Source organism: Aerosakkonema sp. BLCC-F183 (genome assembly GCF_041929145.1).
In the GTDB taxonomy this organism is placed as follows: domain Bacteria; phylum Cyanobacteriota; class Cyanobacteriia; order Cyanobacteriales; family Aerosakkonemataceae; genus Aerosakkonema.
In genome coordinates this window covers 24,519-37,319 of record NZ_JBHFNU010000002.1, presented here as the reverse complement: position 1 = coordinate 37,319, position 12,801 = coordinate 24,519, and the positions used below count along the sequence as shown (strand labels likewise).

General features: G+C 48.5%; 10 protein-coding genes. All 10 read left to right on the top strand.

Going from position 1 to position 12,801, the window contains the following annotated elements; genetic code table 11:
* Positions 1–499, top strand: a 499-nt coding sequence (locus ACE1CD_RS00200) for an IS200/IS605 family accessory protein TnpB-related protein (RefSeq protein WP_374820614.1), incomplete at its 5' end; no start/stop codon positions are given.
* 277 nt (positions 500–776) lie between these two features.
* Positions 777–1,883: a type IV pilus assembly protein PilM gene (pilM, locus tag ACE1CD_RS00195; protein WP_374796095.1), complete on the top strand. Its 1,107-nt coding sequence runs from the start codon at positions 777–779 to the stop codon at positions 1,881–1,883.
* Positions 1,884–1,887: 4 nt separating this feature from the next.
* Positions 1,888–2,709 carry a PilN domain-containing protein gene (locus tag ACE1CD_RS00190; protein WP_374796096.1) on the top strand — a complete coding sequence of 274 codons (822 nt, stop codon included), beginning with the start codon at positions 1,888–1,890 and terminating at the stop codon, positions 2,707–2,709.
* Entirely contained in the window at positions 2,706–3,503 is a 798-nt protein-coding gene (locus tag ACE1CD_RS00185; protein ID WP_374820611.1) for a pilus assembly protein PilO, read from the top strand. Before ACE1CD_RS00190 ends, ACE1CD_RS00185 begins: the two co-directional genes overlap by 4 nt.
* Positions 3,504–3,623: 120 nt before the next feature.
* On the top strand, positions 3,624–6,053 hold the full coding sequence (locus tag ACE1CD_RS00180) for an AMIN domain-containing protein (protein WP_374820608.1): 2,430 nt from the start codon (positions 3,624–3,626) through the stop codon (positions 6,051–6,053).
* Between the two features lie 478 nt (positions 6,054–6,531).
* On the top strand, positions 6,532–6,813 hold the full coding sequence (locus tag ACE1CD_RS00175) for an HU family DNA-binding protein (RefSeq protein WP_190469187.1): 282 nt from the start codon (positions 6,532–6,534) through the stop codon (positions 6,811–6,813).
* Between the two features lie 25 nt (positions 6,814–6,838).
* Entirely contained in the window at positions 6,839–7,960 is a 1,122-nt protein-coding gene (gene cobD, locus ACE1CD_RS00170) for a threonine-phosphate decarboxylase CobD (protein ID WP_374820618.1), read from the top strand.
* Between the two features lie 83 nt (positions 7,961–8,043).
* Positions 8,044–9,507 (top strand): dihydrolipoyl dehydrogenase family protein, encoded by a 1,464-nt coding sequence (locus ACE1CD_RS00165; RefSeq protein ID WP_374796099.1) that lies wholly within the window; start codon positions 8,044–8,046, stop codon positions 9,505–9,507.
* A 154-nt stretch (positions 9,508–9,661) separates the two neighbouring features.
* Positions 9,662–10,585, top strand: coding sequence for an aminotransferase class IV (locus tag ACE1CD_RS00160; protein WP_374820605.1), 924 nt, complete (start codon positions 9,662–9,664; stop codon positions 10,583–10,585).
* A 67-nt stretch (positions 10,586–10,652) separates the two neighbouring features.
* The gene (ftsH3, locus tag ACE1CD_RS00155; RefSeq protein WP_374798504.1) at positions 10,653–12,491 is read left to right on the top strand and encodes an ATP-dependent zinc metalloprotease FtsH3; all 1,839 of its coding nucleotides are present in this window, start codon (positions 10,653–10,655) and stop codon (positions 12,489–12,491) included.
* The last annotated feature ends 310 nt before the right edge of the window (positions 12,492–12,801 follow it).

The following is a 12,801-nucleotide window of genomic DNA, read 5'->3' as shown; positions in this document are numbered from 1 at the left end:
TCGACTTTATCAATGGCGCAACAATTGCGTTAGAGATTATTTGAACAAGGCTGCTCGCATAATAATTGAGCATTGCTTGAAGCATCAAATTGGCAAATTGATAGTAGGGTGCAACCCAGGTATCAAGCAAGAAATTAACATGGGACGTTCTCACAATCAAAACTTTGTTCAAATACCTTTTTGGCAACTGAGGCAAAAACTGAAAGCTTTGTGTGACCGCTGTGCAATTGAATATCTTGAACAAGAAGAATCTTACTCGTCTAAAGCCAGCTTTTTTGACCAAGACGATATACCTGTTTACAATGCTGACAATCCCAGTAAACAAGCGTTTTCGGGTATGAGGATTAAACGTGGATTGTATCGAACAAAAAATAAACATCTTGTTTCAGCAGATATAAACGGCAGTGCTAATATTTTGCTTAAAAGTAAGCACAGACTCAATTTTGAGCGAGTGTCTAGTGGGTTTTTGGCTAACCCTTTAAGGATTTTTATCTCTTAAGAATCCGCGTCCGTTCACGGCGCGGAGTGTCAATAGCTTTTGTGACTAACTGCGATAAGAGCAATGGATCGGTATAACTATCCTGCCTCAAAGGTCATCTGGGCCTACGGTAATCGCTGGCAACCTGTAAAAGTAACCGCTTCCTGTCTCCCTTGTCTGCCGCTCTTTGCCACCAATTGCTAAATTGGTGGGAGAGCAAGTACATTGCCTCGCTCTCCCCCAAGATACCTTTTCAGCTGCAACCTTATTCTTTATAGATTAGGAACGGACTACAACAGTGGTTAACGCCCTCAAGAATCTGTTTTCCAAGCGCAAACCAGGAATTGGAATCGAATTAGCGCCAGAACGGATAAATATAGCCCAACTGCGTAAGCAAGGCCAGGGCTTTAAATTAGTAACTTTGCACTCGATAGAAGTTCCGGAAGGAGTCTTTCAAGAAGGACAGATTATCGACCCGCCGACAATGGCCGAACTCATCCAAACAGCGCTAGCGGATAAAAAAATAAAAGCTACTCGCGTTGCCACAGCCATACCGGGAGCTGCTGGAGCGATCGTCAGGATTATACCCGTTCCCGCCGAGCTCGATGAGCGAGAACTCCGAGATATGGTACTAAATCACGAAGCCAGCCTGTACTTACCATTTCCTCGCGAAGAAGCCGATGTCGATTATCAGAAACTGGGTTTCTTCACGGATGAGGATGGCATAGAAAAAGTGCAGGTGCTGCTAGCCGCCGTCCGCGAAGACGTAACCAATACTTACATCGAAACGTTCAAGCAAGCTGGATTGCAGTTAGACGTACTGGAGATTAATAGTTTTGCCCTGATTCGGACAATTCGAGAGCAACTGCGGCAATTTTCTTCCCAAGAAGCCGCTGTGCTGGTAAACATCGAATTTGAGAGTACCGAAATAGCGATTATTGTGGATGGTGTGCCCCAATTTTCCCGCACCGTTGCGATCGGTATGTTCCAAATTCAAAGTGCCCTCAGCCGTGCGATGAATTTACCCGCTTCTCGCAACACCGACTTGCTCAAAGGAATGACAATTCCCACAGCCCCGGTGGATGCCGTGCGGAGCGGCTCGACTGGGCTCAATCCGGGAATGGCTGCTATGATGAGAGTTTTGGGCGAACTAGCCGACGAACTGCGCCGCTCGATCGACTTTTATCTCAATCAAAGCAACAATCTAGAAGTAGCCCAGTTACTGCTGGCAGGTCCCGGCGGTGGAATTGGACAGCTCGATGAATTTTTCACATCGCGGTTAAGCTTGCCTACAACACAAGTAGACCCGGTGGCGGCTTTATCCCTAGAAGTAACCGAAGAAATACCCGCAGTGCAGCGACCGGGATTGGGAGTTGTACTCGGTTTAGGATTACGAGAGGTTTAAAAAGATGTATAGTCTTGAAGTTAATTTTCTGAAAGACCGCGAAGGTATTCTGCCAGACCAACCTTCTCCAGGTCCTAAACCACAAATACCCGTTAACCAAAAAATGCTGATGTTTGCGGGGGTAGCGGTAGGTATTCTTTTGCCACTGGCAGCAGGCGGTGCGTGGTTATTTTTAGATAACCAAATACAACAGCTCAACACAAGAGGAGTAACTCTAGATCAAGAGTTAGGCGGATTGCAGGCACAAGAGAAGCAGAGAGACGAACTGTTGGCTAAATTTGGTCAGATCCAGTCTGAAACGAAAGATTTAGCTACGGTATTCGATCAAATGAAGCCTTGGTCTGCCATACTCCAGGATGTTCGCGATCGACTGCCACCAGGAGTACAAGTTACAACTATTACACAAACCAAAGCCCCACCTCCCACAGCCCCAGCAGCTCCCCCACCCGGTACCCCAGCCCAGCCCGCTCCCACCCCACCAACCACAGACAGAATTGAGCTTGTTGGTGTCGCCAACTCGTTCAGCAATGTGAACGATTTAGTACTGACACTTCAAAAATCCTCATTTTTTAAAGATACAGACACAAAGCTCGTTTCGGCGGCATTAATCGACAATCCCGTACAGCTGTACGCGCCACCCTCTCAGACAGGCTCTACCGCTAATTTTCAACCGCCAAAACTACCAAAAGTAGTGCAATTCAAAATTGAAACTTACCAAAGCGAAAAGCCAGCAACTGAAATGCTCAAAGAGCTGGAAACTAAAGGTGCATTGGGATTGGTAACTCGCGTCGAAAACCTTCAACAACAAGGAGTCCTCAAAAAATGACTGTCGCTGAAAATTTTCCCGGTCAAGGCTCAGGGGATGCCGACTCTAGTTCTCCCAGTGTATTTGGGATTCAGTTGACGCCGCCTGTAATTGGCGCTCTCGTTGCTGTTCTCGGTTTGGCGGGAGCGGGTTTCCTCACCTTTCAGTTAGTCCTGCCAAAGTTGGAAGAGTACAACACGAAAAAAGCAGAAATTCAAACAAAAGAGGAAAAAAAGAAAAACCTAGAAAAAATCAAAGAACAGGTCAAAGCGGCAGAACTAAAAGTGGCAGATGCGGAACGCCAAAAAGCAGGCGTAACATCTCTGTTTGCCAATCCCAAAAGCTTAAACACCCTGCTGTTCGATCTCAACAAAAGCATTGATGCGAGAAATAGCAATCTACCAGAAGACAGAATCAAGGCAAGGCTGACAAAATTTGAGCCAGACCCCACGTCTTCCGGTATAGTCTATGACAGTTCTTTCGGACCGCCGATTAACGGTAAAATATACCGTCAGGTCTACAACGTGCAGGTAGAAGGAACCTTCGATCAGATTAGGTTATTTCTGATCGACTTGGAGCGCCAAAAGTCTCTCTCTGTCGTTAAAGAATTGAAGAGTACATTAGCAGAAACAACTCAAAGAATAGCAGTTGACCAGCAAGATGGCAAAATAGTGCCGATCGGCAATCCGGAAACCAAAATCAGCACATCTTTTAAACTGCAAGTACTCAGACCTCTTACTCCAGAGGAACAAAAATCGGTAGCACCAGCGCCAGCCGCATCGGGGGCATCACCGTCACCAGCGCCAGCCAAATAATAAACAGAAGTAGCTGTTGATGCGAAGACGAGAAAAACAAAGTGTAAACTTCTGGTAAACCGAGAAAGACAATAAACTTTCCAGCATATACCAATTTGTTATTTGTGTGAGGAGGAAAGGGTGAAACAGCATCAAGGAATAGCCGGAGTAATAATTGGGGGAGGAGCGCTTCTCCTTGCCAGCCAGCCAGTATGGGCAGCGGCAACCCAAGTGACGGGAGTGCGACTAAAACCAACAGATAAGGGCGTTCAACTCGTTCTGGAGACCCAAGAAGGCGATCGGCCCCAAATATTCACAGTGCCACGCCGTAACGCCTTCGTCGTAGACATCACCAACGCGCAACTGCGCCTAAGAGAAGGCAACAATTTCAGGCAGCAAAACCCCACCCCAGGCATCGCGTCCGTCGCGGTCACCCAATTGGATGCCAACAGCATCCGGGTCACCGTCACCGGGATCGACAGCGCTCCCACAGGACAAGTTGCCAGTAGGGAAGCTCAAGCCATCACCCTCAACTTCAACACCGCTGGGGCTTCCGTAGCAGCTTCTCCTCCCAGCCCCACAGCACCGCGATCGGCCACCACACCCACCTTAAACTCAACACCAACAGCACAAACCCCAGCCGCACCAGCCCCAGCCCCACCAGCCCCAGCCGCACAAACCCCAGATATTTTAGTTCCCAACCCACAAATAACCTATGAAGGCGGGCCGGCACCAGCAGCCGGTACAATCCAACCTGCTAGCCCTGCCCCACCATTCCTGCCCAGAGCAGTTGCGCCACCAGTAGGAGACATAGCGGTTTCTGAAGTCGATCCCACCGCTAGCGTCATCGATCTCGGCTCTTCCGAACGCATTCCCCGCCTACTGCTGCGGGATGCTCCCATCCGAGAGGTTTTATCGCTTCTCTCCCGCGCCGCTAACCGTAACATTGTATTTGTAACCCCGCAAACAGGAACTGGAGCCCAAGGACAACAAGCTCAACAAGGCCAGCCCGGACAAACTCAGGGCGCTACCCCCTCTCTTGATGGCACTATTTCCTTAGATATTGAAAATGAACCTCTGCAAGATGTGTTCAACACCGTTTTGCGGATTACCGGCTTGCAAGCCAACGTTCGCGGCAACACCGTCTTTGTAGGGCCAAGCTTACCCGAAGCAGCCGCCAATATTGTGGTGCGGAGTCTGCGACTCAATCAAGTTCCTGTCACCGATGCGGCCAACTTCTTAACCGCTCAAGGAGCAGAAACGCAACTACCAATCACTCGCGTCCAAATCCAAACCATTGGAGAAGGCGCAGCTGCTCGCACAGTTGAAATCAGAGAACCTGACATTAAAGTACTCAGAGCCCAAAGAGGAAATGGCCCCCTGATCCTTTCCGGTTTATCCATACTTGCCGACCAGCGTCTCAACGCCATCACCCTAGTGGGCGACCCGCGCAAGGTCGAAATCGCTTCGGCGTTTTTGTCCCAGCTCGATGCCCGCCGTCGCCAAGTGGCGGTGAATGTCAAGATTGTCGATGTCAACTTAGATAATACAGATACGGCTGGCACCAGTTTTTCCTTCGGACTGGGTAAAAGCTTCTTTACATTTGACCAAGGAGCCGCAGTCGTTAATTTTGGCGATACCAGACCGGCTACGGCGGCAGAAGCGGGTGGTAGTCTGTTCAGTGCTCCCGTCATTCCAAGTCCCTTTACTGGCAACAGTGCTTTCTTAGATGCTCAGCAAAACGCTCCCTTTAGCCGCAACACAGGAGCTCCTACATCACCTACAACCACTCTGTTTCAAGGTCTTTTACCCCGCGCTCCTTTTGGTACGGATATCAACCCTTTGCAACCGGGTGTTAGTACTATAACGGGTAACCAAATTACATATGCGCTGCCACAGCTGTTCCAGTTCCCCACTCGCTTCTTATCACAACTGCGGGCTCAGATTGTTAGTGGCAACGCCAAGATTTTGACCGATCCGACTCTGGTGATCCAAGAAGGAGAAACTGCCAGAGTCAACTTGGGCCAAGAAGTGATCACGAATCAAACTGTCCAACAGCAAACCACTGGTAACAGTACGAGTTTCACGGTAAGTACAGAAAAAGGAACTGTTGGTCTAATCCTTCAGATCCAGGTCACTCGCATTGACGATAACGGTTTTATTACTCTCAATGTCAATCCCAGCGTGACAGCACCTGGCAGCACCTCAGTTATAGGTACTGGTGCTACGCTCGCCGGTTCTGTCACAATTTCGTTGCTCTCCAGAAGGGATTTGGTATCCGGACAAGTTCGTCTGCGAGATGGTCAGACGCTGATTCTGTCGGGCATTATTCAGGATCAAGACCGAACATCCGTCAGCAAAGTGCCTATCTTAGGCGATATTCCTATCCTTGGTGCCCTGTTTAGACGCACAAATAGAACAAATACGCGAGCTGAGGTGATCGTGATGCTGACACCTCAAATTCTTGATGACTCGGCTAATTCACCGTTTGGTTACCGATACAGACCAGGGCCAGAAGTGCAGCAAATGCTACAGCGGGGCGGTTTTACTCCTCCTGGTAGCAATCGGTAGTCTAGGGGCTAGAAAGTCAAAAGTCAGGCATTCAAAAGTCAAAAAGGAGAGCGGGGGAGCTAAAAGTCAAAAGTCAGGCATTCAAAAGTCAAAATTAAGAATTTCTTCCCGCTATCTCGTTCTCCCACTCCCCCACTCCCCCTCTTCCCTAACCCCTAACCCCTAACCCCTAGCCCCTTTCTTTTGACTTTTGACTTCAAAAACACGCTTTTGAGTCAAGGCTCACCTAAAAAACTCCTGAAATCCATATATCTTAAAGGTTCCGTCGATCCATATTCGGCAAGTACACCTTAGAATAGGGCAGTGAAACTTCGCTTTGATGAGCGTTTCAGCGATTTTAAGTTGAAAGGTGCGCTCATTGCTGAAGAATTTGGTCTTCTTAGGAAGACTTAAACTCGTTCAGCTGCCCCACGCCAACGCCTGTTGGATGGGGCTTACAAGTCACTAAAAGCAGATTCTAAGGAGTTCGAGCAAGAAAATGAACAAAGGCGAATTAGTCGATGTCGTAGCTGAAAAGGCTAATGTGACTAAAAAACAAGCGGATGCTGTCCTCACAGCTGCTTTGGAAGCAATTGTGGAAGCGGTGTCCTCTGGTGATAAAGTAACGCTGGTGGGTTTTGGCTCTTTTGAGCCCCGCGAACGCAAGGCTCGCGAAGGCCGAAATCCCAAAACAGGGGATAAAATGGAAATTCCAGCGACTAAGGTGCCTGCCTTTTCTCCTGGCAAGCTGTTTAAGGAAAAAGTCGCGCCACAGAACTGATAGTTTTACCCAGACAAATTCTTTGTTGAATCGACCGCTGCATGGGGGGAATATTGCTTGGGCAGCCGCGCTGGCAGGCTGTTCCCCTGCTGCTATTGTTGATTTCTCGGCTAGTATCAACCCCTTGGGGCCACCCGAATCTGCTCTCGCAGCGATTCAAGCGAACTTGAGCTATCTAGCAGCCTATCCAGACCCCGACTATCAGCAGTTGCGGGCGTGTCTGTCAGAGGTACATAACTTACCATCTGACTGGATACTGCCCGGTAATGGTTCTGCCGAACTGCTGACTTGGGCGTGCTGGGATTTGTCTAAATTCCAGAAAACTTATCTGGTAACGCCTGCTTTTGGCGACTATTTGCGGGCTCTAAAGGCTTTTGGCGCGTCGGTAGTGGAGTGCCCTTTAGCAGATGGGGACTGGGGAATGGGGGATAGGGGATGGCAGCAGAAGTTTCCAATTCCCAATTCCCAATTCCCGATTCCTAATTCCCAACAAGGTTTGCTGTTGAATAATCCTCACAATCCCACAGGTCAGCTGTTTTTAATGGAGACTATTGTGCCACTACTGGAGCAATTTGCTTTGGTAGTTGTGGATGAAGCGTTTATGGATTTTCTGCCTCCCGATCGTCAGGAAAGTCTGATCCCGTTGGTGCAGGAATACTCGAATTTGGTCATCCTGCGAAGTCTCACCAAGTTCTACAGCTTGCCTGGTTTGCGACTCGGTTATGCGATCGCTCATCCCTCTAGACTGCGATGCTGGCAGCAGTGGCGCGACCCTTGGCCGGTGAACGTTTTAGCCGCCGCTGCCGCCGAAGCTGTCATTAAGGATAGGGTTTTTCAGCAGCAAACTTGGAACTGGCTTGAGAAAGCTCGCCTTCAGCTCTTTGAAGGCGTCGATCGGCTACCTGGGTTGCATCCTTACCCCAGCGCTGCTAACTTCCTGCTGGTGCAATCGTCTCCACCCAGTACGCGGGTGCAGGAAAAGTTACTCAAACACAGTCAGATTCTCATTCGCGACTGCAAGAGCTTTCCCGAACTGGGCGATCGCTACTTCCGGGTAGCGGTTCGCTCTGTTGCTGATAACCAACGCCTGATCGATGGGTTGAGAGAAATCCTTACCGACGAAGTTGGGGAGAATTTCAGATTTTAGATTTTAGATTTTAGATTTCAAATTTCAATTTGAAATCTGAAATTCCTAATTCCTTTCATCCAAAATCGAAAATCCAAAATCGTATGGTTGACTACGATGTCGTTGCGATCGGAGGCAGTCCGGCTGGACTTTATACCGCCGTTGCAGCAACTTACCTCAAAGCCCGCGTTGCCTTGGTAGCATCTCCGCTACTCGGTTCCACTTGGTCTGAGTCTGGCTCTAAATGCAGCAAAGCTTTTACCCAGGTGGGACGGGTTGCCCATCAAATGCGGGAAGCGTCATCTTTTGGGGTGTTTTGGGATTCAGGCCCAGAATCTGTAGGTATCGATGTAGGAGTACGATTTGCGGAGGCTTTGAAGTGGGCTAAAAGTGTGGTCTCCGCTCTGGACGAACAGCATTCTCCTGCTGTTCTCGCTTCTCTCGGTGTAGATGTCATTTTTGGCGAAGGTGAGTTCTGCCGCAAACCACATTTTGCTTTTGTTGTCAACGGTCAGCCTTTGCGATCGCGTACTTATTCGATCGCGACCGGCTCTCGTCCTGTCATTCCAGATATTGACGGGCTGCAAAGCACCGGTTACCTTACGCCCGATACTATCTGGCAGCAGACAAATACTAACTTGCCCAAAAGCTTGATTTTTATCGGTGGCGACCCGGTGGGGATAGAACTGGCCCAAACCTTTGCCCGTTTGGGCTCTCGCGTGACGCTGGTGGTCAACAGTCCCCATATCTTAACTAAGGAAGACCCGGAAGCCGCACGTTTGATTCAAGCACAGTTGGAAGCTGAGGGCGTGCGGGTTCTCACGGGACATCCGGTGACTCAAGTAAAATGGATTGACGATCGAAAGTGGATTCAAGCGGGCGATCGCGCGATCGAAGCTGATGAAATTGTTGTTACTGTCGGTCAGCAGCCAAATGTCGATTCTTTAAACCTCGAAGGTGTTGGTGTCAAGTTCGATCGCCACGGTATTCGCGTTAATCAAATGTTACAAACTACCAATCACCGCATCTATGCTTGCGGTGATGTTTTGGGCGGTTACCGTTTTGCTCATGTAGCTAATTACGAAGCTCGTATCGCTCTCAAAAATATGCTGTTCTTCCCTTTTTTCAAGGTTGATTACCGCCATATTCCTTGGGCTATCTTTTCCGATCCGGAACTAGCACGGGTAGGTTTGACGGAAGAACAAGCCAAACGCCGCTACGGTGATGATGTGTTTGTGTTGCGTCGCTTTTTTAAGGCTGTGGATAAGGCCCAAATGCGCGGCGAAACTACTGGTTTTTGTAAAATTCTGGTTCTTAAGAGTGGTGAAATTTTGGGTGTGCATTTGGTTGGCCCACAAGCTAGCGAGTTGATTCACGTTTTTTCTCTGGCTATGCAGGAACGGATTAAGATTAATGCGATCGCCAATCTCTCTACTATCTTTCCCTCTCTCTCTGAAATCAACTCTCAAACTGCTGCTGACTGGGGTCATCTCCGTCTCGATCGCAATCCTTCTATGCAAGACTTCCTCGAAAACTTCTTCAATTTCCGTCGCTCTTGGTCTCGTTAGCTTTCCTTCTGTTCTAACTGGATATGAAGACGGGGGATTCTTGACTTTTCCTGAGCGCTTGTTGTATACTTGCTTTATAATGGGAATATTTCAAAAAATATTATTTTCGATAATATTCCCATTATAAAGATGATAGCATAACATCCAAAGCTTTTTGCAAAAACTTTTTTCTATTTACTTTTATTCCAATTTATTTGAAAAAGGAATGTACTGGTATAATGGCAAGCTAATTGAAAGCAAGACGCTGGAAATAGGGATAGACGATGCGGGGTTACTTTACGGAGCGACTGTTTTCACGACGCTGCGGGTGTACGATCGCTCGTTGAATAGTGCCAAGACAAATTGGGGGGGACACTGCGATCGCATTCGTTGCAGTTTGGAAACATTTGGTTGGCAAAAGCCAGACTGGGAAAGAGTTAGGCAAGGTGCAGAAACCTTAAAAGCCCACTTTCCAGTCTTAAGAATAGCTATATTTCCAGATGGGCGAGAATGGATTGTAGGAAGAAATTTACCGGAGGATTTGAGCGCTCGCCAAGAGTCCGGCGTCGTAGCTTGGCTAGCAGAAGCACCTAAATTTCGCCGTTCGTTAGCAGAACATAAAACAGGTAACTACCTGTCGGCTTGGCTGGCATTGAGAGAAGCGCAACAATACGGAGCTAAAGAAGCGATTTTGCTAGATTCATCTGGAAATTGGTTAGAAACAAGCACAGGTAACCTTTGGGGCTGGCAAGATGGCAGGTGGTGGACACCGCCGCTGGAAGCGGGAATCTTACCGGGACTGATGCGATCGCAACTAATTGCCGGATTGAAAAGTCAAAATAAAATAGTAGAGGAAAAACCTTGGAGTGCAGATCTGGTAGCAGGTTTTGAAGCGATCGCCTACAGCAACAGTGTTGTAGAAGTCGTTCCCATCCATAAGATTATCAAGTCAGAGGGGGAAAGCGGCAGAGGGGGAGAGCGGGGGAAATTGAGCGATGGCCCATGCCCCATCCCGAATGGCCTATCGTCTTCTCATATTTGCTTCCAGAAACTGAGAGAATCCATAACCGATCGGTTGCCATTTTCTCAGATAGGTTAAAATAAATTTACATAAGTTAAATAGAAAAACTCCTCAGACGATAAAACCCCAGGAGGATAGATCGAGAGTGAACAAACAATGGAGAAATGCAGGGCTGTACGCACTATTAGCCCTAGTTGTGGTAGCATTGGCCACCGCATTTTTTGACAACAAGCAACCCCAGAGAGAGACTTGGCGTTACAGTGAGTTCCTCCAAAAAGTCGAAAGCAAACAAGTAGGGAAAGTCAGTATTAGTGCCGATCGGTCTACGGCCCGCGTCCAAGCTGCAAACGGCAACAAGGTCATAGTCAATCTTCCCAATGACCCGGAACTGTTCAACTTTCTGACTAAAAACAACGTTGATATAACAGTATTACCTCCCAGCGACGACGCCTTCTGGCTGAGGGCTTTGAGCAGTTTATTCTTCCCCATCCTGCTATTAGTGGGATTATTCTTTTTGTTGCGCCGCGCCCAGAATGGCCCGGGTTCGCAGGCAATGAACTTTGGCAAATCGAAAGCCAGAGTGCAAATGGAACCGCAAACTCAAGTCACCTTTGGGGATGTGGCGGGGATCGATCAAGCCAAACTGGAACTCAACGAAGTTGTTGACTTCCTCAAAAACGCCGATCGCTTCACCGCTGTTGGAGCTAAAATTCCCAAAGGCGTGTTGCTAGTTGGCCCTCCGGGAACTGGTAAAACACTGCTAGCCCGTGCTGTAGCTGGCGAAGCAGGAGTTCCCTTCTTCTCGATTTCCGGTTCTGAGTTTGTCGAAATGTTCGTGGGTGTCGGTGCTTCTCGCGTCCGCGATTTGTTTGAACAAGCCAAAGCCAATGCACCCTGCATCGTCTTCATTGATGAAATTGATGCTGTCGGTCGTCAACGCGGTGCCGGTTTGGGCGGCGGTAACGATGAACGGGAACAAACTCTTAACCAGTTGCTCACGGAGATGGATGGTTTTGAGGGCAATACCGGGATCATTATTATTGCAGCAACAAACCGCCCCGATGTATTGGATGCGGCACTGCTGCGTCCGGGACGTTTTGACAGACAAGTGGTGGTAGACAGACCGGACTTTGCCGGACGTTTGGAAATTCTTAAAGTTCACGCACGCGGTAAGACTTTGGCGCAAGATGTGGATTTAGAAAAGATTGCGCGTCGGAGTCCCGGTTTTACTGGTGCGGACTTGTCTAATTTGCTCAACGAAGCGGCTATTTTGGCGGCGCGTCGCAATTTGACCGAAATCTCGATGGATGAAGTCAACGATGCGATCGATCGCGTGTTGGCTGGCCCAGAGAAGAAAGACCGGGTGATCAGCGAGAAGCGCAAGGCTGTCGTAGCATATCACGAAGCCGGACACGCGGTTGTCGGTGCGTTAATGCCGGACTTTGACCCAGTGCAAAAGATCAGCATTATCCCTCGCGGTCAAGCTGGCGGTATCACTTGGTTTACACCTAGCGAAGACCGTTTGGATTCCGGTTTGTTGAGTCGTTCTTATCTGCAAAACCGGATGGCGATGTTGTTAGGCGGTCGAGTTGCAGAAGAAATTGTCTTCGGCGATGAAGAAGTGACGACCGGTGCTTCTAGCGACTTGCAGCAAGTGGCGCGGGTAGCGCGTCAGATGGTGATGCGATTTGGGATGAGCGATCGCGTCGGACAAGTAGCTTTGGGTCGTCAGCAAGGTAATATGTTCTTGGGTCGCGATATCATGGCAGAACGCGATTTCTCAGAAGAAACTGCTGCTACTGTTGATGATGAAGTCCGCTGTCTTGTGGATCGAGCTTATCAGCGGGCAAAAGATGTTTTGACAAATAATCGCCATGTGCTGAATCAGTTAGCCGCTATGCTGATTGAGAAAGAAACTGTGGACGCTGAAGAACTGCAAGAGTTATTGGCGAATAGCGATGTGCGGATGGCGGCGATCGCTTAATCAATTTTAAATTTTGGATTTTGGATTTTGGATTGAATCTAGAATCTGAATTAAGGGTAATTCGGGGATTTCCTGAATTACCCTGATTTTTTTTGACCGCAGATGTATGGAGATGAATTGCGATCGCTCGATCGAGTCATGTTTGGTTTGACGTTACCTACTGATTCACAAGTAAGGATTTGACAGGCTCAATCTAAGCTACAGCGAGGGGCGATCGCACTTGAAGATATACGGAAAATGCTTCCGCTGGTATGTTTGGACTAGGCTCAATCTGCCCGAAAGCGCGATAATGAATAAAATAGGGCTTTGA

Bases quoted from the DNA above. Each gene is read 5' to 3' on its own strand.
- ACE1CD_RS00165 (WP_374796099.1), top strand. From the start codon at position 8,044: ATGGTTGACTACGATGTCGTTGCGATCGGAGGCAGTCCGGCTGGACTT.
- ACE1CD_RS00190 (WP_374796096.1), top strand. From the start codon at position 1,888: ATGTATAGTCTTGAAGTTAATTTTCTGAAAGACCGCGAAGGTATTCTG.
- ACE1CD_RS00175 (WP_190469187.1), top strand. From the start codon at position 6,532: ATGAACAAAGGCGAATTAGTCGATGTCGTAGCTGAAAAGGCTAATGTG.
- ACE1CD_RS00185 (WP_374820611.1), top strand. From the start codon at position 2,706: ATGACTGTCGCTGAAAATTTTCCCGGTCAAGGCTCAGGGGATGCCGAC.